16 protein-coding genes are annotated in these 22,836 nt (G+C 46.5%); 8 read left to right on the forward strand and 8 right to left on the reverse strand.

Annotated elements, in window-relative coordinates; all coding sequences use genetic code 11:
* Nucleotides 1–2: 2 nt before the first annotated feature.
* A complete protein-coding gene (locus FCL48_RS14775) occupies nt 3–401 on the forward strand; it encodes a response regulator (RefSeq protein WP_136873056.1) in 399 nt (132 codons plus the stop codon).
* A 295-nt stretch (nt 402–696) separates the two neighbouring features.
* Nucleotides 697–2,394, forward strand: a complete 1,698-nt coding sequence (locus tag FCL48_RS14780; protein ID WP_136873057.1) for an AMP-binding protein — start codon at nt 697–699, stop codon at nt 2,392–2,394.
* Nucleotides 2,395–2,496: 102 nt separating this feature from the next.
* Here FCL48_RS14780 and FCL48_RS14785 read toward each other — a convergent pair whose 3' ends face one another.
* Genes FCL48_RS14785 through FCL48_RS14795 form a run of 3 tightly spaced genes read right to left on the reverse strand, consistent with a single transcriptional unit; the run spans nt 2,497 to nt 5,286 of the window.
* On the reverse strand, nt 2,497–3,861 hold the full coding sequence (locus tag FCL48_RS14785; RefSeq protein ID WP_136873058.1) for a TolC family protein: 1,365 nt from the start codon (nt 3,859–3,861) through the stop codon (nt 2,497–2,499).
* A gap of 39 nt (nt 3,862–3,900) precedes the next feature.
* Entirely contained in the window at nt 3,901–4,848 is a 948-nt protein-coding gene (locus FCL48_RS14790; protein ID WP_136873059.1) for an HlyD family secretion protein, read from the reverse strand.
* Nucleotides 4,849–5,286 carry a DUF3302 domain-containing protein gene (locus tag FCL48_RS14795; protein WP_136873060.1) on the reverse strand — a complete coding sequence of 146 codons (438 nt, stop codon included), beginning with the start codon at nt 5,284–5,286 and terminating at the stop codon, nt 4,849–4,851.
* 202 nt (nt 5,287–5,488) lie between these two features.
* Between FCL48_RS14795 and FCL48_RS14800 the strand changes: the two genes are divergently transcribed.
* Nucleotides 5,489–7,519, forward strand: coding sequence for a molybdopterin-dependent oxidoreductase (locus tag FCL48_RS14800; protein ID WP_169309236.1), 2,031 nt, complete (start codon nt 5,489–5,491; stop codon nt 7,517–7,519).
* 82 nt (nt 7,520–7,601) lie between these two features.
* Entirely contained in the window at nt 7,602–8,498 is an 897-nt protein-coding gene (gene rarD, locus FCL48_RS14805; RefSeq protein ID WP_136873062.1) for an EamA family transporter RarD, read from the forward strand.
* A gap of 450 nt (nt 8,499–8,948) precedes the next feature.
* Here the strand turns inward: rarD and FCL48_RS25915 are convergent, their stop codons facing one another.
* The 5 genes from FCL48_RS25915 to rpsU form a co-directional block, all read right to left on the reverse strand.
* Nucleotides 8,949–9,332: a selenobiotic family radical SAM modification target peptide gene (locus FCL48_RS25915; protein WP_136873063.1), complete on the reverse strand. Its 384-nt coding sequence runs from the start codon at nt 9,330–9,332 to the stop codon at nt 8,949–8,951.
* A gap of 187 nt (nt 9,333–9,519) precedes the next feature.
* Nucleotides 9,520–10,152, reverse strand: coding sequence for a site-2 protease family protein (locus tag FCL48_RS14815; RefSeq protein WP_136873064.1), 633 nt, complete (start codon nt 10,150–10,152; stop codon nt 9,520–9,522).
* 61 nt (nt 10,153–10,213) lie between these two features.
* Nucleotides 10,214–12,877: a CBS domain-containing protein gene (locus FCL48_RS14820; protein WP_136873065.1), complete on the reverse strand. Its 2,664-nt coding sequence runs from the start codon at nt 12,875–12,877 to the stop codon at nt 10,214–10,216.
* Between the two features lie 198 nt (nt 12,878–13,075).
* Nucleotides 13,076–13,948 carry a site-specific tyrosine recombinase XerD gene (xerD, locus tag FCL48_RS14825; protein WP_240744855.1) on the reverse strand — a complete coding sequence of 291 codons (873 nt, stop codon included), beginning with the start codon at nt 13,946–13,948 and terminating at the stop codon, nt 13,076–13,078.
* Nucleotides 13,949–14,086: 138 nt separating this feature from the next.
* Nucleotides 14,087–14,278, reverse strand: coding sequence for a 30S ribosomal protein S21 (gene rpsU / locus FCL48_RS14830; protein ID WP_371418680.1), 192 nt, complete (start codon nt 14,276–14,278; stop codon nt 14,087–14,089).
* Between the two features lie 686 nt (nt 14,279–14,964).
* On the opposite strand from rpsU, the gene FCL48_RS14835 reads away from it, so the two are divergent.
* From FCL48_RS14835 to FCL48_RS14850, 4 genes are all read left to right on the forward strand, one after another.
* Nucleotides 14,965–17,025, forward strand: a complete 2,061-nt coding sequence (locus tag FCL48_RS14835) for a serine protein kinase PrkA (protein ID WP_136873068.1) — start codon at nt 14,965–14,967, stop codon at nt 17,023–17,025.
* A 61-nt stretch (nt 17,026–17,086) separates the two neighbouring features.
* On the forward strand, nt 17,087–18,472 hold the full coding sequence (locus tag FCL48_RS14840; RefSeq protein WP_136873069.1) for a DUF444 family protein: 1,386 nt from the start codon (nt 17,087–17,089) through the stop codon (nt 18,470–18,472).
* 19 nt (nt 18,473–18,491) lie between these two features.
* Nucleotides 18,492–20,120, forward strand: a complete 1,629-nt coding sequence (locus tag FCL48_RS14845; RefSeq protein ID WP_136873070.1) for a SpoVR family protein — start codon at nt 18,492–18,494, stop codon at nt 20,118–20,120.
* Between the two features lie 110 nt (nt 20,121–20,230).
* Nucleotides 20,231–22,519 (forward strand): serine protein kinase PrkA, encoded by a 2,289-nt coding sequence (locus FCL48_RS14850; protein ID WP_136873071.1) that lies wholly within the window; start codon nt 20,231–20,233, stop codon nt 22,517–22,519.
* Nucleotides 22,520–22,836 lie beyond the last annotated feature (317 nt).

A 22,836-nucleotide genomic window follows, 5' to 3' on the forward strand; every position in this document is an offset into this window, starting at 1 on the left:
CCATGAGTAAAAAACAGCGTATCCTCGTGATAGATGACGAGCCGACGGCTCTGGATGTCATATGCAAAATCCTTGTACACTCAGGCTATGATGTGCTGGTTGCAAAAAATGGACAGGAAGGGGTTGATCTTTTCAAAGAGCAGCCCTGTGACCTGGTGATAACAGATATGGTCATGCCTGTAAAAGATGGACTGCAGACCATTCTGGACCTGCGTACTGATTATCCGGATCTCCCCATTATTGCGATCTCAGGCGGGGGAAATATCTCAAAAGAAAGATATCTGGCCGTAGCCAGTTACCTTGAAAAAGTTGTCACGGTGGGTAAGCCCTTCACCGTGGACACCCTTACCCGTGCTGTAAAAAAACTGCTCGATGAGCGTGCCGCCGATTTGCAGGAATAACTATACTCTGAAATTTTTATTTCTATCCGCCTCGAACATCTTTCATCTTTGTTTTTTTCTATTGGACGCCAATTTCCCCTATTTGTAGCATCTCAAGGCCCTGAACCCGGGCCATGAAGATTGACCCACAGGTGACTTTTGTGTACATTCATTTTTCTGTCCTTGTGTGATGACTTGCCCTGCCAAGAGATGCTGGGATTTCATCCAGGCAAAAGGGAAGAAAGCCTGGATAGGTAGCGTGAGACAGACGTTAAAATAATCAGCAGGAACTAAAGTGTAAGTTTTGAGGTGATATATGAATGCAGTTGTTGAAGTCGGCATGACTTTGAACTACGTGGTCGATTCGAGCTGTGCAAAATACAAAGATCTCCCGGCCATAGGCATGGCCCTGGAAGAACCGCTCACATATGGGACCTTCCATAAAAGAATCTATGCCCTTGCTGCCCGTCTGCAGAAAGAAGGGATCAGAAAGGGAGATCACATTGCAATTCTCAGCGAAAACTCCCATAACTGGGGTATTGCCTATCTGGCTATCGTACGGGTCGGGGCCATCGCTGTTCCTATTCTTCCAGACCTGCCGGAAAGTGATGTGCATCATATTCTCAACGAGATGCAGGTCAAGGCCCTGTTCATTACCCAGAAGCAGATCGAAAAAATATATGAACGGCAAAACGAGCTTTCGGGTTTTGTTGTGACCCTTGATGACTATACAGCCGACATCAGTATCGTTCCCGTCATAACCTTTGCCACTTTTTTGGCCGAAGCAATTGTTGCTTTTGAGGAAAATCCCGAAGACCCTGCATTTCCAATGGTTGCAGAGGACGATCTGGCATCGATCCTTTATACTTCAGGGACTTCCGGGTATTCAAAGGCGGTTATGCTCAGTCATAAAAATCTGACGGCCAACGCCTATGCGGCATCGGACCTTATGGATATTCCGCCTGGCTCTGTCTGGCTCTCTATTTTACCCATGTCGCACACCTATGAGTTCACCTGTGGCTTTATTTTGCCAATTCTCTGTGGTGGCCGTATTGCCTATGCGGGCAAGACGCCGACCCCTGCCATTCTCCAGAAGATCTGCAGCCAGGAAAAACCGTTTGCCATTTTCGCGGTGCCCCTCGTATTGGAAAAAATTTATAAAAAACGAGTGTTACCACAGATTGAAAAAAGCGCGGCCTTGAAGTTGATGTGCAAAGTCGGTGTGAGTCGGAAACTGATTTATCGAAAAATTGGCAAAAAGCTCATTGGTTTTTTTGGTGGTAATCTCAAACTGATGGGAATTGGGGGGGCAGCCCTTAATCCCGAGGTTGAAAGATTTCTCAACGAGGCCAACTTTCCTTATCTGATTGGTTATGGGATGACCGAAGCATCGCCTCTTATTGCAGGAGGGCCCGCCGGAGATTCCTCCATTGCCATCGGCTCCACAGGTAAGCCCATATCAGGAGTGGAAGTGAAAATAGTTCATCCAGATCCGGAGAGTGGGATTGGAGAAATATCAGTCTGTGGACCAAATGTGATGCGGGGCTACTACGATGACAAGGAGAGTACTGAGGCTGTTCTGAGCAATGATGGCTGGTTGCTCACCGGCGACCTTGGCCGTATGGATAAGCGTGGAAATTTATATGTATGTGGTCGGTCGAAAAATGTAATCGTCCTGGCGAATGGAGAAAACGTCTATCCAGAGGCAATAGAACACAAGATCAACAGTTACGGCTGGGTGCTGGAGAGTCTGGTTGTTGATAATGACGGTAAAGTAGAGGCCTGGGTGTATCCCGACTATGAGTTTATTGATGAGCAGACTTCTGGCAGATCGCGCTCGGAACGGCGGGAATACAAGGCAAAACTGTTAGAGGACATGCGTATTGAACTCAACACACAGTTGCCTAAATACTCCCATCTCGTAAAAGTTTATGAACGTCGTGAGCCATTTATCAAGACTGCAACACATAAAATCAAACGTTATCTGTATAGTGGTCATGCCATGCTCGGATAATACAAGTCACGCAGGCTTTCGCTTTCTTAAGAAAAGCCCCCCCAATACAATTGCAGGTCTCTGACCTTTGTCAGAACATGTGCAATGGGGGGTGAATAAAAGCTACTCGAAACTGCCTCCCAGAGCCAGGTGCAAACCGGTTCTGTTTAACAGACGCTGGGTTTCTACATCCACGAGGGCAATCTTTGCCTGAATCCACTTGTTCTGGACAGAGAGAAGGTCGAGCATATCTATTTTCCCTACATCGTACTGGGTTTTGACCAGCCCATAGGCTTTAAAATTCTCTTCAACCACTGTTTGCAGGTACTCCTGGCGTTTTGCAAGATGTTCTTCGCCTGCAAGTGCTGTTTCCACCTCTTTAAAAGCCGTGAGGGCTGTCTGCCCATAGCTGGCGATGGCCTCTTTCTGAACTGCCGTAGCCCTTTCAACCTCCGCTTCAATTGCTCCACCGGTATAGAGGGGTGCAAATATTCCTGCAGCAAGATTGCTGATCGCGTTGGTGAGATTGTTGATTGACAGACCGATTGAAAAATTAAACCGGGGGAGATGGAGAAGCTCTGCTTCCTGTTGTTTGTAGAATGCCGCAGCAACCCGGCTTTCTGCGGCGATAAGATCGGGACGTCTCTCTAATATTTCTGAAGGAATACCTGCGGCAACTGGTGGTGGCACAGCTGTGATCGTAGCTGCTGTTTCAAGTTCGGCTGCAGGATAACGTCCAAGAAGGAGTTCTAAACTTCGTTTGGCATTTTCCTGGGCAGAGAGGGCCTTGCGCTCAGCTTCCTGGGCTGATGCAAGGTCGGCCTTTGCCAGATGGACACTCTGCATGGTACCTTGACCAACACTTTCCTTTGTCATGGCAATTTTCACGGTCTGCTCAAGCAATTGCACAACCTCACCCGCGTAATCAGTCAAAACTTTACTGCCAGTGGCAAGAAACCAGCCGTTGGCAGTGGCTGCAGCCAGAGATTGTCTGGCAAACTCAAAATCAGCTTGTGATGCTTCTGCGGCTTCCTCGGCTCCAGCCACTGCGGAGCCAACCCGGCCCCAGACATCAGCCTCCCAGGATACCTTCAGGCCGCCGCCATAGAGTTCGCCCAAGGCGTCGCTGTTCCTGTCTGAATATGCACCGGAGAGGCCAACGCTCGGTTTGAGAGCTGCACCTGCCTGCCTGGCAAGGGCTTCGGCCTGCTGCAATCTGGCTGCAGAAATTTTCAGACCAAAATTGTTTGCTTCCGCTTCGCTTACCAGTTCAAGCAGCTGTGGGTCATTAAAGCCCTGAATCCAGCCGTCATCGACAAGCCCTCCGGATTCGGCGGCAGACCAACTGTTGGCCACGCGTTTGTCGTTTTGAGTTGCTGATTTAATTGATTGAACAGCCTCATCATGGCTTGCAACATGACCGCTACAGCCGGAAAGTGAAATGGCCATACCCAGCATGAGTGCCATGGTGGTTGAGTATTTTTTCATCTGATATCCTCTGTGAATCCTTGTCAGACCGGAGCAGAATTAGTGAAATTTGGCAAAATTCTGCCAGCTCTTCATGCGCATGAGCATTTTTCTGATAATGGTTACGTGATGCCATTTTTCGCTGTACACCGCAACAGTCCCCACACTGCCCATGGGCAGGAAAAATTCTGACATATCGTCATCAAATTCGATGAAAACAGGTATAAGACCTTCCGGTATATGGGCATTGACATTGACCATTGCAAGAGATGGCGAAAGCTGTCCTTCTGCCAGGGCTCCCAGAATATTTTTGACATGGGCCTGAAAGATCCTGCCTGGAATTCCCGGAAAAATAACTTCAGCGTGGTTGCCCTGCTTGATGTTTTGCATGGGCTGTTGACCAAAGCCTGCAACAAAGATCGGTTCGTCGGTGTTGACAAAGGTCATGATCGGAGCAAGGGGAAGGGGGACGGCCATCATGCCGGGCTTAAGACGCAGGTGGGTTACAAACCCGGAGGTCGGGGCGGTAATGACAGTTGAGTCCAGGTTAAACTGCGCGGCAATGAGCTGGGCCTCAAGGCTTTTGACTTCTTTTTCAAAAGACTCTACATCGTAGATACTGCCGGCAGATGCTGCTGCAAGGGTTTTTGATTCTTCCAGCCGTTTTTGGGCAAAATCTAACTGGGAGGTGATGTTGTCGACCTGGGCCTGAAAGGGTACAGGGTCAATTTTACAGAGAATGTCTCCCTTTTGTAGCTGCTCATTTGGGGTAACGTTTACCTCAATTACCTTTCCCCTGACGTTGGAAACGATGGGAGTGGTTATAAAATATGAGCGGGCTGTCACTGAGGCAGGGTGATAGTATGCCATCCCGGCCAGAATGGTTGCCATCATGAGAACGCCACCAAGGACGACGGTGGTCAGTGACCATTTATTGACAGGAATCTTGAAAATCTTAAATATGAGCCAGCAGACGGATGAGTAGGTGAGAATCAGCAGGGTTTCCATTTAGGCATTCTCTCCTTTGGTCTGAATGTTGCGAAGTTTTTGAAATTCCAGAGTCAATTCTTTGAGGTGCTGTGCGTAACTGAGCTCTTCCGACTTTTTTTGCTGTTCAAGACTTGTGAGCCGAATTTCCAACTGAGCAATCTGTTCCGTTAATATTGATGAAGGCTGTACCGGCTCTGTCTGCTCCTTATGTCCGCTAAGCCCCCAGCCTTTATCGGGTTTGTACAGGGTTGCCCAGATCCAGAGAAAAGGCCAGATGGTATGCATGAGAAACAGACTGACCCAACCCGCGGTGTGAATTGCATCCTGATGTGGATGGTTCCTTTTCTTTGCAATTTCATATGGGATATCATGGATATAGATAATTCCATATATTATTGTCAGAATGACAAAGACAAGAATGCAGAGTGCTACATAGTCGAGGGTTCTATCACCCATTGGCGCCTCCTGTAGGTTTTGAAAATCTATTGCGTTTTTTCTCTTTGCAGACCAATATCACAATATCATGGGTTTTTTATACCAATTGTTTATTTATATATTTTAATGGCTGCTGTTACAAGATAGGAAAGAAGAAAAGAACAATAAAAATGAACTCTTCCATATAGTGGTCTCAAATAATTATCTCTACATGATAGAAAAAATGGAAAAACTACATACGCTAAAATCAATTTGTCCTTTGGATTGTCCTGATACCTGTGGGATTGTGGCCTCGATTGAGAATGGTAAAATCGTCTCTCTTTCAGGGGATAAGGATCATCCCTATACAAACGGATTTATCTGTCGCAAAATGCGGGGCTACCTCGATCGTTTTTACTCGCCTGAGCGGATACTCTTTCCTCAGCTGCGTGTGGGGAGAAAAGGAGAGGGAAAATTCAAAAGAATCAGTTGGCAAGAGGCTTTGCAGCTTTGTGCGGAACGGCTGTTGGAAGTAAAAAAAGAGTATGGTGGAGAGGCTATTCTGCCCTATTCCTATGCCGGTAATATGGGGGCGGTCAACCGCTTGGCAGGTTATCCTTTGTTTCATAAACTTGGCACTTCGCAGCTTGAGCAGACCATCTGCTCTGCCGCATCCGGTGCGGGCTGGAAAAAGCAGTGTGGTCCCCTTGCCGGATGCCCGCCAGAAAATGCTGCCGATGCTCGGCTGATAATAGCCTGGGGGATAAATATCAAGGTCAGTAATGTTCATTTCTGGCCATATGTGAGGCAGGCAAGAAAAAAGGGCGCACGTCTTGTGGTCATTGACCCCTATCGCAATGAAACTGCACAGGCAGCCGATGAGTATGTTCAGGTGAACATCGGTGGTGACACGGCTCTTGCTCTTGGAATTTTGCAGGTGTTACTCGAGTCCGACGGGGTTGATAATCAGTTTATACAAGAACAGACGACGGGGTTTGCAGATCTTAAGGCCTATGTCTGTGGCAGGGAGTTGGCTGAGTTTGCACGTATCAGTGGAGTGTCGGAAACGGTGATTCGCATGCTGGCCCGGGAAATCGTCAAAACTCCGAAGACCTTTATCAGAATAGGGGTCGGGATTTCCAGAAACAGCAGAGGTGCGATGAGCATCCGTGCAATTTCTTCACTTGCTGCAGCCCTTGGTCTGTTTGCTGGCGGTACCGGGCGTGGAGTGTTGCTCTCTGCGGGGGCCTTTAAGGGGGAGACGGAAATCCTCACCGGTGAATCTCTTCGTACCGAGTCGACAAGATCGATAAACATGATTCATTTGGGTTATGCCCTCACGGGCATGGAGCAACCGGTCAAAGCTCTGGTTGTTTATAACAGTAATCCTGCCTCCGTTAACCCTGACAGCAGTTCCGTGCGTTTTGGTCTGGCAAGAGATGATCTCTTTACTGTTGTCCACGAACAGGTTATGACTCCGACGGCCCGTTTTGCCGACCTCCTGCTACCCGCGACTACATTTCTTGAAAACCTGGATGTTTATACGGGATATGGACATTTTTATATGGGGGTTGCCAAGCCTGTTGTAGAACCTGCCGGAGAAGCCAAAAGTAATTTTGATTTTTTCCAGGCCCTGGCCCTTGCCTGCGGTTTTAATGATGCCACGTTTCATGAGACTTGCAGGGAAAGGCTAAAGAGGTATCTGGCGACCATGGGAGGTGTTCCGCAGGATATAGGGGTTGAAGAGATTATTGAGGGACGGCTGGTTCATTCAACAAAGAGCTGCGCTTCCGGTGAGGTCTTGAAGAGTTCAGGGCTTAAATTTCATTTTTCTTCGCCCGGTTACGCCCCCGAACCCCCAATTGCCTGTCTTACAGATGCGGGAGAATTTGTCGATCCGGATCTTCTGGCCAGGTTTCCCCTGCAGCTCATCACGCCGCCGCATCCCGATCTGCTTAACAGCACCTTTGGTGAAAAATATCAGGGTGAGTGTGGCAGCGTTCTCATTCATCCAGATGATGCTGCTCGTTTTAATGTCAAAGACGGCGCTATGGTCATTATTGCCAATAACCGTGGACGCAGCACCAGAAAGGCTACAGTGAGCCAGAACACTAAAAAAGGCGTATTGGTAGCGGAAGGGTTGTTCTGGATTCCAGTTGAAGACAGTTCGGGAGTTGCTGCCGGTGGAATCAATGATCTCACCTCTCAAAAACTTGCTGATATGGGAGGGGGCGCAACTTTTCATGAGTGCATGGTAACCCTCATTGCCAGGTAAGAGCAGTTGTTGGAGTCCTGCTATTTGCTGAGGAGGCAAAAATATAAAAAGAATGTACAGGTTGCATTCGTGGAAAATAATTATGAACAATGTCAATGGAATGCTTGCTGCTGCCTGTGCCTTCGCCTTTTGGGGAATACTTCCGGTCTATTGGAAGGCCCTTGAGGGTCTACCTGCCTATGAAATTTTATGTCACCGGATGGCCTGGTCGCTGGTGTTGACCCTTGGGCTCGTTCAGCTGACCGGCGGAATGAAGGTTTTTCGCAAGGTGCTTCGCGTAAAGAAAAATATCGCAATGTATACCGTGACCGGGGTGTTGCTTGCAATTAACTGGCTGTTATATATCTGGGCCGTTAATGCGGGGTTTATTATTGAAGCAAGTCTTGGTTATTTTATTAATCCGCTTCTCAATGTATTTTTTGGCATGGTGTTCTTTAAAGAAAGGATGCGGCCGATCCAGTGGCTTGCCCTGCTGCTGGCCTTTTTGGGTGTGCTGTATTTAACCCTTTATTATGGCAGGTTTCCCTGGATTGCTCTGGTTCTGGCATTGAGTTTTGCGACCTATGGGTTGCTCCATAAAAAGAGTGAGCTCGGCGCGCTGGATGCGTTGTGTCTTGAAACCGGTATTCTTTTTCTTCCGGCGACTGCAGTTCTTGTGTATCTGGGCAGTGCAGGCGGAGGAGCCTTTGGCAGAGTTGAACTCTCACAAACCCTTCTGTTGATAGGTGCAGGGGTTGTGACCACAATACCTCTACTTCTTTTCGGCTATGCAGCAAAGAGGATTCCATTGTCCACTTTAGGGCTCATGCAGTATCTGGCGCCGACAATTAATCTGCTTCTCGGGGCACTTGTTTACAATGAAGACTTTCCCCAGGCAAGGTTTATCGGTTTCTCCCTGGTGTGGTCGGGATTGGTCCTGTTTGTCGCTGAAAACCTGTTTCGACGCTACAGGAAGAACAAACAGATTCTTCAGGCATGAGTGTTTGTGTTGTTTGTCTATTCTTTTAAGATCCCGAAATCATCAAGATGAACGAAAGTTATTTTTAAAACAATAGGGTGCGAGATCGTTGAAAATGTCCAGACCAAAGCCGCAAACAACAGCCGGACCGCTTCCGCAGACCGGACGTATCTCACACGAAGTGCAGGCAGAACTGCCCATTCGGTCGCGTTCTGCAAGGGAGCTATGATAAATTTTCGTCAGAGATGAATGGAAAAGATTTCCGGGCAGGGAGGGGAGTTTAGGTCAAGCATGGACTTTTCCAGCAGGCAGGACAGATACAAAATTTAAGGCGGCACCGCAGCCATAGCCTGCACAGCCACCCTTAAGCGGCGCCTTCTCTTGGTAAAGGTGGAGGTTGCAGAAATTATCTTTGAGGCTGATTATCGGATTGTCAGCTGCTGTATGCACCAAACGTTTGAGAAAATCCACTTACTGACTCGGTCCCACCGATCCAAGCGCTGCGCCTTTGCCCATCATGGCCAGTCGATTGAAGGTGAAGAGATCTGGTTTATCCTGTAAGATTTCAGCTAAGGCGAGTACCTGTGCCATATTCTCTCTGGTGAGAGTGAGCATCACCATGCTGTATATCTTCATCTCCTTTAATAATAGAAGAAAGTCCAGAACACGCTTTAAATATCCAGTTCCCCGGATATAGCCATTGTGTTCCTGTAATTTCTCAAGATCTTGCTGATGAGGGTTCACGGCGCCTGTTTTATTTGCACCCCAGCTACTGCCCGAGGCATGGGCTCCGGGTACGATTTCACCTGCACTGATCAGGCTTGCAACACTAAGACCTGCCAGTAATTTTTTCACATACTCCTTTTAGAGTATTCTACGTGTCTTGTATGGGTCAGGTTATATTCTTTTCCCCCAGAAAGCCCACACAACATTTGACAGTGGTATTGATTGCAACCGGTTCTATGACTTACGGTTGAGCTGTTTGGGTGATGTAACGGCAGGTCGTACCATCAGAATAGAACATATTGTCTGCAAGGTTGTGTCATGAGAGGAGCAAACCGTTGGCGAAACTGATAAGCGGCATGATAACCTTGGAGAGCACCCCGGAGAAAGCCAGAATGAGCACAAGGATAAAGCCGTAACGTTCGTATTTCATGTAGCTGGCGGCCATGCGTATGGGCAGCAGACCTATCAGTATGCGACTGCCGTCAAGGGGCGGGATGGGGAGAAAGTTGAAAATACAAAGGACCAGATTAATCCATACACTGGCAATCAGCATGGCGTTTAAGGGAACCAGGATTGCCTCTGCAAGGCTTGAGTAGGGGAGCTTAGAGGCAAGAAACCATATGCCTTTGACGCTGACAGCACTGATAATTGCAAGAATGAGGTTTGTAGCAGGTCCTGCAAGAGCCACCCAGAGCATATCCTTTTTAGGATCCTTGAAATAGGCCGGGTTTACCGGAACGGGCTTAGCCCAGCCAAATTTAATTATGAAAAAGGCGATTGTGCCGAGAGGGTCGAGATGTTTTAGGGGATTGAGAGATAAGCGGCCGAGGCTTTTTGCGGTGGGGTCACCAAGACGGAAGGCTACGTAGCCGTGGGCGAATTCGTGAAGGGTCAGAGCCATTAAAATGGGCGGGGCAAGCACGACAATTTCGGTAATAAACTGGTTCATAATCTTTTAGGATTTTGTATTGGGTTGGAGAGTTAGCGGGATGAAGTAGACAGTTTTGGGATTATTGCAGAGGATAGCGCTGTTGTAGGAGTTCCCGTTCGTCCTCTGCTGTTTTGATCCGTTTGTCAAGTTTAGCATTTTTTAAAAAAGTAAGTATTTCCCGAAATTGAGGCCCTGGCTTGTAACCCATTGTGATGAGGTCTTTCCCACTGAGTTCCGGCTCGATGTGGCGGAGGGTGGTCACATAGAGAGAAATCGCCTTTTTTACGTGGTTTTTTCTCGCTATGGCCATCATGTAGAGTAAGCCTTCTATTTCTATTCCCTTAAAATGGGTGACAATATGGCTTTGGGGCATAGCAAGGTTTCTTGCAAAAATATGAATTTTGGCATCCACAAGCTCCTTTTGCTCCAGTAGAAACGCGGTATCCTTGATGCTCTCTTCGAATCGGAGGCAGAACTCAGAGAGTTGACCCACACTTGATCTGGACATAATCGCCAGCAGATAGACCATCCAGTGGCTGCATTTCTCATCAAGGTAGAGTAGTTCGAACCAGGAGAGGGCAAGTTGTGCCTGATTAAGGACATGGGACATCCGCCTGTCCATCTTATAATGGGGGCGAAGATCGGGCCAGAGAAATTGAAAGAGGTCAAATTCAGCAAGTTTCTGCAGGGCAGGCAACGGATTTTCTTCCGAGAGGATGTGTTTGAGTTCGGACAGAAACCGGACATCGTTGGTTTTACCAAATAACTCCATGGAGACTGCATTGGTTATAAGACGTTTTGTATGGGGGGAAATCTGAAAGCCCATTCGCGCCTCAAAGCGGATTGCCCGGAATATCCTGCTGGGGTCTTCAACAAAACTGAGATTATGAAGAACTTTGATAACCTTTTTTTTGAGGTCGTTCTGACTGTTGAAAAAATCGAGCAGGGTGCCGAATTGATTGGGGTTAAGCTGGATTGCCATGGCATTTATCGTGAAGTCTCGGCGGCTTAAGTCAAGTTTTATAGAAGAAAGCTCCACCGTTGGCATAGCTGCAGGGTATTCGTAATATTCCAGCCTGGCAGTGGCGATATCAATTTTAAAATCATTTGGCATTACCACCATAGCTGTTTTAAAACGTTCATGGGTCTTATATCGGCCACCCAGTCGCTGTGCAAGTGCCTTGGCAAATAGAATTCCGTCTCCTTCAATGACTATATCGAGGTCGAAATTAGGCTTTTTCAGGAGAAGGTCCCGGACAAAGCCACCAACAGCAAAGGCGTTACAATGGTGGGCGCTGGCGACGACACCAATGGTCTGTAACAGTTGGATCATCTCCCGGTTGAGAGAGTCTACAATAAGGCTGTTGAGGTTTCTGGTCCGTTCCAGCGAGGGGTTGTCGGATTCATACAACAGGTTTTTCGGAAGGTGTGCAGGATCATTGACCAGGCGGTTGAGCAGATCTGTTCTGGTGATTACTCCAACAAGCTTTTCATTATCCAGGATTGGAATAATGCGTTGTCTGTTTTCTATGATTAACTCTTGAATGTCCGCAAGTGTCGCTGCAAGAGGTAGGGTTCGAACCTCGCTGCTCATATAGTCGCTTACCGGCCGGTGTCCGAGGTTATGGTGGGCCGCTTTTTCCACAATACGCAGGGTGATAATTCCAAGGATCGGCGGGTTTGGTTCAGACTCTGTGGGACGCTGCTGCACAGGAGCTGCAGTAATATTATATCTGGTAAGAATCTCCTTGGTCTCATTGATTGAAGTCGCCGGAATAATATTAATCGCAGGAGTCGACATCATTTCAGAGGCAATGGCCTGAGGGTGAATGTGTCTGTGCAGGGTACGGATTAACTTCTCCTCGGACTCGATAAGTGTCATCTCTTTTAAAGTGGCCGAAGCTGCGGTTGCATGGCCACCGCCACCAAGATCCCGGGCAATGATACCGACATTTACATCGGCGATCCTGCTTCTGGCAATCAGGTAGATACGCCCCCCCATGGAGATCAGGGCAAACAGGACGTTGAGGTTTTCCATCGCCATGAAGCGTCTGACGATGAGAGCAAACTCGTCCACGTATTCATGTATGGAATGGGTGACGACAACGACTGGGATATCCTGAATCGTATATTTTTTGGCACTTTTTATCAGTTCGTGAAGAATGCTGATCTGTTTGGATGTCAATTCATGACTGATAAATTGAGCGACCTGGTCGAGCTGTGCTCCCTGTTCTAAAAGCCAGGCTGCAGCAATAAGGTCTGCTGGTGTGGTTGTTAAATGGGTGAGCGAGCCCGTGTCTTCATATATGCCAAGGGCAAAGAGTGTCGCCTCTTCTGTGCTGATTGAGATATTTTTCTTGCGGATCTCTTCTACAATAAGAGTGGTCGTCGATCCGAAATCTTCGATGACTTCAAGTTCTCCGTCTATATCGCCACCGTTTTGCGGGTGATGATCATAAATGTGGAGCTTGATGTTTGGGTTTTGCAGACAGCTTTTAAAACCTCCAATGCGTTTTGAATCGCGGGTATCGACCAGAATGAGGGTGTCTACTGTATCTAAATCTATGTCTTTGGTTTTGAGAAAGTTATAGGTGTAGATAAGATTCTGGGCAATAAAGTCCCTGACGTTTTTTTCCTGTGAACCAGGAAAGGCAAGGGCTGCGTCAGGATAGAGTTTTTGCGCTGCAATCATGGAGGCAAGGCCGTCGAAATCAGCGTTTTGATGTGTAGTGATGAGACGCATGGCCGGGGCTGCAATCCTTTGCTTTGGAGATAAATGTTTACCTGCAGCTGTGTCGCGCAAGTGAAAACGATGTGAAATTAAAAGGATAGATTCTCGCAGGACTTTTGTAAAGCAACAATACGCCAAGAATTAAAGAATTACAGGTCAGTGAAGCTGGATTCTGGTGTCTAACCTTGTCAACCCGTGTCGGCTTCTCCGTCAGTTCCTTGGATGAAATTTTTTGTGGATGTTTTTCAGACGGTCCTGATCCACATGGGTGTAGATTTGTGTGGTTGCAATGTCCGCATGTCCCAGCATCATCTGCACCGCTCTCAGGTCTGCGCCGTGGCTGAGAAGATGAGTGGCAAAAGAGTGGCGCAGCATATGCGGAGAGATCGGTTTATCGATCCCGGCCCCAAGTGCTGTTTTTTTCACTATCTGCCAGAAGCGCAGGCGGGTCATACAGGTACCTCTGTTGGTGACAAAGAGATAGTTACTGCGTTTGTTTTTGAGAATAAAAGGACGGGCCGTTTGAAGGTAGCCGTCTATCTTCTCTTTGGCCTGCTGGCCAAAAGGGATAAGCCGTTCTTTGTTGCCTTTGCCAATCACGCGAATAAATCCTGCTCCCATATTGCATGCTGAAAGTGGCAGTTGTACCAGTTCAGACACCCGTAGACCGGTTGAGTAGAGGACATACAGCATCGTGTTGTCTCTTTTGGCGACCGGGTTTTCTCGCAGAGGGGGCTTAAGCAGGGCCTCTACTTCAGTCTGGCTGAGAGCCTTGGGCAGAGTCCGCCCGCTGCGGGGCAGGTCAATTGCTGCGAAAGGATTTTGCCTGACGTGCTCTTCCCGGAGGAGGAAACTGAAAAATGATTTTAAAACGGAGATTCGTCTTGCGTTGGTGCGGTGGCAAACGTGTTTGAGACTGCGACAGTTTTCCAGATAATCGTGGATGAGAGACACATCGACCTTGTTGAGGTCACTTTTTTTGCTGAAGATGAGAAATTCTAAAAAAAAGGTAATATCGGCGGAATACGCCTCTATGCTGTTCTCAGCAAGTCTCCTTTCGGAGATGAGGTAATGGAGATACAACTCATGTAAAGTTGTTAATTGGGGTGGGAGAGAGATGGCTTATATACCTTAGCCCCTATGAGCATCTTAAAAGTTCAAAGGTAATAAATAGCCTGAAAACCATACAGGCTATTTATAAAAGGCAGCCCAGATCGATTGTTACATCGATTTTTTCATTCTGTTGAACTTGCGGAGTTTTCTGCGAGCTTCTGCCTGCTTCCGGCGTTTTTTGACACTCGGTTTCTCGTAGTACTCACGACGCTTTAATTCTCTTTTAATGCCGTCTATCTGCAGCTTTTTTTTCAGCTGTCGGATCGCGTACTCAAGATCTCCTCGAACTTCAACTTCTATCATTTCTGGCTCCGTTTAACGAATTATTTAGTTATTTTGTAAAAAGATCAATGTGTTACGTGACTTTTCATTAAGTATCTGTAATTTCAATACAACAATCTGACTTATATAATAAATAGAGAGTGGCTTTGTCAATAATTTTTTACGGTGGTTGCAGGCTATTCGTTTCATCTTTTTACAAATGTCGTGTGTAACAGCCGTCTGATAATGAGGTGAGGTAGAGGATGTAATTCTGATTTCTGTGTTATAGGGGCCTGGTATCTCGATCAATACTTTATCATATAAAAGACTTGTTGTATCGGCGCCTAACTATTAGAATATGCAATGGGCTTGGCTTTTTGCTGCTGTTGCGGGTTTACAGGTAATAGCAGGCGGATTTTCGTTGATCAAAACTAATGGCCTTATCAAGATTTTGACAGAGGCTGGTTGTGTGGGTTGGACGGACTTTCTCTGAGCTTGTCAAACGTGAGAGGATATTTACTATGAACAGTTAAAAAGAGCATCATGGGTGCACAGACTCATTGATGAATTTTTTAATAAAAAAGCCCTGCGTTTTGTATTTTTACGAGAGCAAGCACTGGGTTAAAGAAATAGTTTGGCAGGCTTGCCTTGATAATTAGATGTATTAGCGTGATAATAAATTAAGTAATTAGCATCAAAATCTCAACCTGTTCAGGAGGAGACAGATGACTGACCAGAAAAAAAACACCCTCAACCATCATATCAGTTCTGTAAAAAAAGGTGAGCGCGTCTTTGAAAATGCCTTTCAGAGTGTCAGCCGCATGGTTCTTGGCGGTGACATTGACAAGGTTGTTGTAAATGGCAAGTCGACCTTTGATTTCAGGGTGTTCCGGGAAGGAAAGAAGCATATTGTCGGCATGTATGATGAAATTAACTCTTTTGTCTCCTTTGTAAAAGACGCATCCCAGGGAGGGTCTTCCAAAGAAATGGCCTTTGTTCTGGTTGGTGAACCCGGGAACGGCAAGACCTTTCTTGTGGAATATCTTTGCTCCATGTACCGTGATTTTCTCTCAATTGCGCAAAATCGAAAATACACCTTCCGCTTTGTCGGGCTCGACAAGCTTGCTAGTTACGGCAACATCAAAACAATTGAGTCGCAAACCTATGAGGACCCCATTGTTCTTGCAATGAACCTGCACGAGACAAAAGATGATTCGTTCAACTTTCTGGAAAGAAAACATCGGGTCGCAACTGAGACCCTTGAAATATGGAGGGAAAACTATCGTCCTCTTGGGGCTTGCTCAGCCTATATCTGGAATAATATAAGAGAACATTGTGACGGTAAACTTGACGATATGCTTGAGTTTATCGAGATCATTCCTGTGCCACTTGTGGAGAGCCTTGGCACGGTCACCGGCAAATACCCGGCAAAAGATAAAATCACCTCATCCGCCGTCGATCTCCTTGGGGAAGAATCTATTCAGCGGCTGCTCCATATTACCGATACCAACAACCCCTATCGCTTTGACCTGCGCAGAGGTGCCCTGGCAAGGGTGGCCGGTGGCGGTATTCACTTCAGTGATGAAATATTTAAGAATAAACGGGACCTGGTGCAGGTGTATCTGGGCATCATTCAAAACCGCAGTATCGAGATTGATGGCTATAAATGGCCCATCGACAGCCTTATCATTGCAACCAGTAATAATTCAGAATTTAACCGTTTTCTTGAAGAAAAAGAGGAGGCGCCCATTATTGACAGGTGCCGTATCTGCTACGTCTCGCACAATACCAACTATGTTCTGCAAAGGGATCTGACGGCCTATGCCATAGGCAATGAATCGAAGACCACGCTGACAGGTGATGTCATGCATCAGGACCCTAACCTTAATTACGCGGCATCTGTAGGCACGGTGCTCACCCGACTACCGCGCTCGGAAAAACTTACCCCCATTGAAACCATGAAGCTTGCAGCCGGAGAGGTGGCAGGGGAAAAAAGTCTGAAGACCCTGTCTGAGGTGATAGATACCCTCAGTCAGGAGCACGATATAACGAAACGTTTTGGTCAGAAAGGTCTGGGCCAGAGGAACCTTGGTCGTTCCATCCAGCTTATGCTTGAGAGTTCGGAAACAAATGAAGGCAAGTGCATGTTTGGCTACGATGTCTTCCACGCTCTGGAGAGGATCATTCTCGATTACGTCTCTGAGGCAAAGGACAGGGCGAAGTTTTTAGATGATCTTAAGATAGCCAAAGGGCTGTATCGTGAACGGATAATGACGGAGATGTTTAACGCCTACATGGATGAACCCCTGGCAATCAGAAAAGATGTGATGAATTACGTCAACATGATCATCGGGATCGATGCGGAGAATCTCGGGGGAGACAAGATGTGGAAATATAAAAATCCCCAGACCGGAGAACTCCAGGCCTTAAAGATTGATGAGCGTCACATAAACTCAGTTGAGGACTGTCTGGGCCTGAAAACCATCGAGCAGAAAGATTCGTTCCGCACCTCTATTCGTAAGATTTACGGGCAGAAAATTTCTGTAACTCCGGGGTACGATTTCATGGATAATCTGGAGCTGGTAAAGGCTGTCACCGACGTGCGGCTCAAGTCTGATATTGCGGGATCAGGAAGTCTGATTGGTGCACTGGCCAATCGTACCAATGAGGAGAATCAGAAGCTTTATGATCGCATGATACAGACAATGCTCGGCAAACTGGGCTACTGTACAACCTGTGCGCAAAAGACCATAGAATATTTCTGTACCCAGGTTGACGAAAATTAGGGGGGTGGGATATGTCGATAAATCCATATATGTTGTCTCCCCCGCCTCAGTGGAGTGTGCGATGAAGACCGATCTTCAGTCTTTGTATCAGGAGCAGAAGGAAAAAGGACTTACCCCGCAACAGGATAAGATGATCCGGCGTGAGCTGGAGCTGTCTGAAGCTGGGGCTTTTCATCACACAGCCGTTGTTTCCGGAGGTAAAAGTCTATACGGGTACAATGATCTGGAGATGCTCCATAATGGTTCACCACCAAACCTTATCGCGCTTACGACGGTCCACTCTCTGGATTACCTTCTTGAAAAGGATAAACAGCGGCAGAAAGACGGTTTCCCACGGAAAATAAGGGTGGGAAAGATGGTAAAGCCGAGCAAGGACGGGGACGACAAGATCGTCATTGTTCCGACGACGGTTGAAGAAAAATTATTCCACGATAAGATTCGGATAAATGAAGAGGGGGAAGGTGGGGATGGAGATCCTTCTTCAGGGCAAGGGGGGGCCGGCGATGGTGAGGAAGGTGAGGTTATTGGTGAGGAGTCCGTACGCCCGGATAGTGGAGGTCAGGGAGGGGCAGGAAAGGGCGAAGGTGGAGAACATGATGTCGAGTCAAATGCCTATGATCTTGGTCGTATCCTCACAGAGCAGTTTGAACTCCCTAATCTTAAAGACAAAGGCAAGAAAAAATCCCTGACAAAATACACCTACGATCTGACAGATAGAAACCGTGGATTCGGCCAGATTCTCGATAAAAAGGCAACCCTGCGAAGGATCATGCAGACCAATATTGCTTTGCAGAGGATTAAAGCGGGTGAAATGGTCGATAGTCAGGGACTTATCATTTCACCGAAAGACAGGGTGTATAGGATTTTATCCAAAGAAAAGGATTATGAATCCCAGGCCGTCGTTTTTTTTGTCCGGGATTATTCCGGCTCTATGGGCGGGAAGCCCACGGAACTGATCGTCAACCAGCATGTGCTCATCTATTCGTGGTTGATCTACCAGTATAAAAATCAGGTGGATACCCGCTTTATCCTCCACGATACCGAAGCCAAAGAGGTTGAAAATTTTTCAATCTACTACAATTCCAGTGTTGCCGGGGGGACCCAGGTGGCAACCGCATATAAACTCGTCAATTCTATTGTCGAAGAAGAGTCATTGGCGAAAGACAACAATATCTATGTCTTTCATGGTACCGATGGGGATGACTGGGACACCAAGGGTGATAAGGCCATTCCCGAACTCAAAAAAATTCTCGGCTATGCCAGTCGGGTCGGTGTGACCATCGCGGAAAATGGCTATGGCATTTCCGGCCAGACCGAGGTCGAGAGATATTTGAAGCGATCCGGTCTTCTTGAGGAAAGAAAGGAGGTGTTGAGACTGGATGTGATCACCCGGGAGAGTACCGAAGCGCGCTTGATTGATGGTATCAGGGAGCTTATTTCAGAGTAATATAGTCTTGCGAGGCCCTATGGAACTTATCAGCCAACATGCAAAAAAGATCATGGAAGGGTGTAAGGAGCGGGCATGGGATGCAGGTTTGCAATTTCAGGACGAGAGTCTTGAATATATTGTCACCAACAGGGATTTTGTGCAACTCTCTCCCAAAAACATGATCCCCACTCTCTACGATTATTGGGTTCAGGATGTGGAGGTGTTAAAAGAGCAGGGCCAGTATGAACTCTACCCCAATAATCCCTATGAGACAGTGATCAACACCAGGCCGCCTATTTCCTACTACAACGATAATAACCCGGATTGGCTCAATGTCATGATTTTCTATCATGTATTGGGGCATATCGATTTTTTTCAGAATAATCTCTATTTCAGGCACACCTGGGACTATGATTTTGCAAGTAAGGCGCTGTCTGACAAACGTCTCATCGCCAAACTGAGGTCCGAGAAGGGTCGATGGGTTGACTATATTATTGAGTTCTCCCGCTCCATAGATAATCTGGTGGGATATTTTGATTTACTCTCCTCCTATACAACCAAACCAGAAAAGCTGACACGCTTAGACTATTATTTTGATGTTTTTCTGCAGGAGGATAAAGAGCATAGTATCAGCCGCTACGTAAGCGAAATTGAGAGCTATAATACATTCATGCGTGATTATCCCGATGACTACCAGAACCATTTTCTTGATCGGGTGAAATCCAAATACGCTGAGTTTGAATCCCATTACAAAAAGGCGGTAAAGGCAAGAAAGGCGAAGAACCAGAAACTGGACCTTCTCCAGTTTTTAATGGCCCATTCCGATTTTCTCAACAGGGAAGAAAACAAATGGATGCTATCAGTCATTGAGATGGTGCGATCGACCTCTCTGTATTTTCAGCCGCAGATCAGAACGAAGATCCTCAACGAAGGCTGGGCAAGTTATTGGCATGAAACTCTTTTTCTGCAAGATGACAGGATTCGTGGTCATGAAGTGGATTATGGGGTGATCAATGCCAAGGTCACTTCCATGCCCCGAGTGGGCCTGAACCCGTATGCCCTTGGCATGAGACTTTTTTATTATCTTGAAGAGATGACCAATAAAGGCAAGATTTCTTACGCTTACCAGCGTCTCCACAATCTGCAGAATCGAGAACAGTTCGACAGTAAAACTTGCCTTGGCAGGGATTATATTTTCTCTATCCGGGAAAATTATTGTGATGCAATGTTTATCAACACCTTTATCGATCAAGATTTTGTCGATCTGCATAAGCTATTTGTGGTGGACAAGCGATTGAACAAACAGCGTATGACCTGGGAGTATTATGTTAAATCACGAAAGGCGGAGCATTACAAGAAGATGGTTGCCGATTCCCTGTATCATCCTCCCGCTGTTAAGATTGACGTCGATGATGACGGCACCCTTGTCATAAATCATATTTTTGAAGGAAAACCCTTGCATCGAGATTATATCGGCGGCTCTCTCATGGGAATAGAATTTTTGTGGGGGAGGAAGGTGGTTCTTTTCACCCATGAACCGGATCCGGTAAAAACAGAGGACGCGGCACCCGATATTCCAGAGGAAGTGGAGAGCAGAGAACTCGTCTGGAAAAGGGTGAAATATACCATGGCTGAAAAAAAACTTGCACGAAGGGTGATAGACTGAAAGCGGACTGAACAGTTGAGGGTTCTTTCTGGTACTGCGTTTCTATGAGCCATTATCTGAGTCCAGATTCGTTTTTGAAAAAAGTAGAGGAATGGTGAAAGGGGGAAAAGATGCATGATCTGAGTAAAGCCATGGCACATTTTAACGTCTTAAAGGACGGCCTGGATCAGTCCCCGATTTTGACCTTTAATCAATTCCTGCAGGAAGCAGCGGCAAATCCTCAACGGGTTGTCCGGGATGTGTATCAGATCTATGGGGACATGATCAATACCTTTGTCGATGATGGGTATGACGAATATGGCAACGACCCTGAATCCATTCAGTTTTTAAAATATGATTGTAGTAGACTCTTTGTAGAAGGCTCAGACAGACCGTTTTTTGCGGACAGGCTTTTTTCCAACAGGCTGATACGCCATGCGGAAAGCTTTAAAGTTGGTGCCAAGCAGAACAAGATTTACATTTTTGAAGGCCCCCACGGCAGCGGTAAGTCAACTTTTTTGAACAACCTGCTGCGCAAATTTGAAGAATACGCCAACTCACCTGAAGGGAGGAGGTTTGAAGTGGTCTGGCGTCTCAAACATGATTCCTCTGAGAAAGGTGCATCCGACCATCTCAACGATCTGAAAAAAAAGCTTGTCAGAGTCCTGGTAAATGAAGGACAAAACGCTCTCGTCCAAGAGCTTGAAAATGGTTGTCTGGAGGAAATCGATCCAGGTGGGTATTTCAATGTTCCCTGTCCAAGCCATGATCACCCGCTTCTGCTCGTGCCAAAGGATATTCGACGAAAATTTTTTGATGATCTCTTTGAGGACGGAGAGTTCAAATGGCAGCTCTTCACGGAGAAAAAATATGAATGGCTTTTTCATGACGAGCCCTGCACCATCTGCGTGTCGCTCTTTGAGGAGCTTCTTAAAAAAATTAAAGATCCATTTAAGGTCATGGAATGCATCCATGCCCGCCCCTACAGCTTTAACCGGCGACTCGGTGAGGGCGTTTCCGTATTTAATCCAGGGGATAAGCCTCTCTCTAAAACGGTTATGACCAATCCCAATATCCAGCGCAGTCTTGATGGCCTGTTTTGTGGACAGAATCCGGTAAGCTATGTCTATTCCCGTTACGCCAAGACCAATAACGGTATCTATGCCCTGATGGATATTAAGTCCCATAACAGTGATCGTTTGATGGAACTGCACAATATTATCAGTGATGGTGTGCATAAGGTTGAGGATACCGAGGAAAAAGTGACCTCACTCCTCTTTGCCCTGATGAATCCAGAGGATAAAAAGCTCCTCAGTGATCTTCATGCCTTCACCGACAGAATTGAATATATCAACATACCTTACGTTCTTGATCTGCAGACGGAGGTGGAAATCTACAGGGAGAATTTTGGTAAACACATCGATGAGAGCTTTTTACCAAGGGTTCTTCATAATTTTGCCCGGGTCATTATCGCAACACGGCTGCGAACACAATCTGAGGCCATGCAGAGCTGGATACGTACCCCAGAAAAGTACCAACTCTACTGCGATACCAATCTGCAACTGCTTAAAATGGAGATTTACACAGGTTATATTCCCGAGTGGTTGTCTGAAGATGATGTGAATAATTTTACGGCAAAAAAAAGACAGAAAATTATTGCGGAATCAGAGGGTGATGGCTGGAAAGGTTTTTCAGGCCGTGATTCCATCAGGCTATTCAACGAGTTTTATTCGATGTATGCAGGGGAAGATAAGTTGATCGATATGTCCATGCTGGGCACTTTTTTTCGTAAGTATTGCAAGCTGGACCCAGATATCCTGCCCAAGGGGTTTTTGGATTCTTTGTTGAGGATGCATAACTTTACCGTTCTGCAGGAAGTAAAGGAGTCCCTCTATTATTATAACGAGGAGCAGATTGCCAAAGATATCATTAACTATGTTTTCGCCGTAAATTTTGAACCGGATACTGTGGAGTTTTGTGAATTTACACGAGAAAAACTTGAAATTACTGAGAGCTTTTTCAGGCGCTTTGAAGGCAGAGTTCAAATTGATGAGGCTGCGGCCAAGGGATTTCGCAGCAGCGTGCAAAAGGCCTATACGACCAATGCCTTACCCCAGGAAATGCTGCGAGACGGCCGGAAGATATCCGACACCAGTCTCTTTAAAACGCTCCATGAAAAGTATGTTTATAATCTCAAGGAAAAAGTGCTTGAACCTTTTATGAAAAATGAAAACTTTCGTAGAGCGATAAAAGATTATGATCTTGAAGGATTTAAGACATACGACAAGAGGATTCAGAGTGATGTGACCTTCATGATAGAAAATTTACAGCACAAATTTCGTTACTCCAGACAGGGTGCGAAAGAGATCTGTATCTATGTGGTTGATAATAACCTCGCCAGGATTTTTTCAAATACCTGATATTTTATCAGAGTTGTCTGGCCAGGTAGGTGGAGAAGTGTGACTGGGGGCCAGATATAACCTCCTTGTTTCCAGGTAAATGATGTAGCCCGTTCAGAGAGCTTGCAGCAGGCCTCTGCCGCGTCAGGGTGTGGCCTTTCCTTTTAATTTTTTATGAAATTCAAGAAAAAAGGTACAATCAGATTTACAGCCTGAGTTCCCGGAATTGTGTAACGATGAAAATACAGTAACCCTATAATAATGTGTTAAATAATACGATTTTCCTTGCATAAAACATCGTTACAATATATATTATTGTAACGAGAAAAAGGAGGATT

Source organism: Desulforhopalus sp. IMCC35007, assembly GCF_005116575.1.
Taxonomy (GTDB): Bacteria; Desulfobacterota; Desulfobulbia; order Desulfobulbales; family Desulfocapsaceae; genus Desulforhopalus_A.

Bases quoted from the DNA above. Each gene is read 5' to 3' on its own strand.
- FCL48_RS14775 (WP_136873056.1), top strand. From the start codon at position 3: ATGAGTAAAAAACAGCGTATCCTCGTGATAGATGACGAGCCGACGGCT.
- FCL48_RS14780 (WP_136873057.1), top strand. From the start codon at position 697: ATGAATGCAGTTGTTGAAGTCGGCATGACTTTGAACTACGTGGTCGAT.
- FCL48_RS14785 (WP_136873058.1), bottom strand. From the start codon at position 3,861: ATGAAAAAATACTCAACCACCATGGCACTCATGCTGGGTATGGCCATT.
- FCL48_RS14790 (WP_136873059.1), bottom strand. From the start codon at position 4,848: ATGGAAACCCTGCTGATTCTCACCTACTCATCCGTCTGCTGGCTCATA.
- FCL48_RS14795 (WP_136873060.1), bottom strand. From the start codon at position 5,286: ATGGGTGATAGAACCCTCGACTATGTAGCACTCTGCATTCTTGTCTTT.
- FCL48_RS14800 (WP_169309236.1), top strand. From the start codon at position 5,489: ATGGAAAAACTACATACGCTAAAATCAATTTGTCCTTTGGATTGTCCT.
- rarD (WP_136873062.1), top strand. From the start codon at position 7,602: ATGAACAATGTCAATGGAATGCTTGCTGCTGCCTGTGCCTTCGCCTTT.
- FCL48_RS14815 (WP_136873064.1), bottom strand. From the start codon at position 10,152: ATGAACCAGTTTATTACCGAAATTGTCGTGCTTGCCCCGCCCATTTTA.
- FCL48_RS14820 (WP_136873065.1), bottom strand. From the start codon at position 12,877: ATGCGTCTCATCACTACACATCAAAACGCTGATTTCGACGGCCTTGCC.
- FCL48_RS14835 (WP_136873068.1), top strand. From the start codon at position 14,965: ATGACTGACCAGAAAAAAAACACCCTCAACCATCATATCAGTTCTGTA.
- FCL48_RS14840 (WP_136873069.1), top strand. From the start codon at position 17,087: ATGAAGACCGATCTTCAGTCTTTGTATCAGGAGCAGAAGGAAAAAGGA.
- FCL48_RS14845 (WP_136873070.1), top strand. From the start codon at position 18,492: ATGGAACTTATCAGCCAACATGCAAAAAAGATCATGGAAGGGTGTAAG.
- FCL48_RS14850 (WP_136873071.1), top strand. From the start codon at position 20,231: ATGCATGATCTGAGTAAAGCCATGGCACATTTTAACGTCTTAAAGGAC.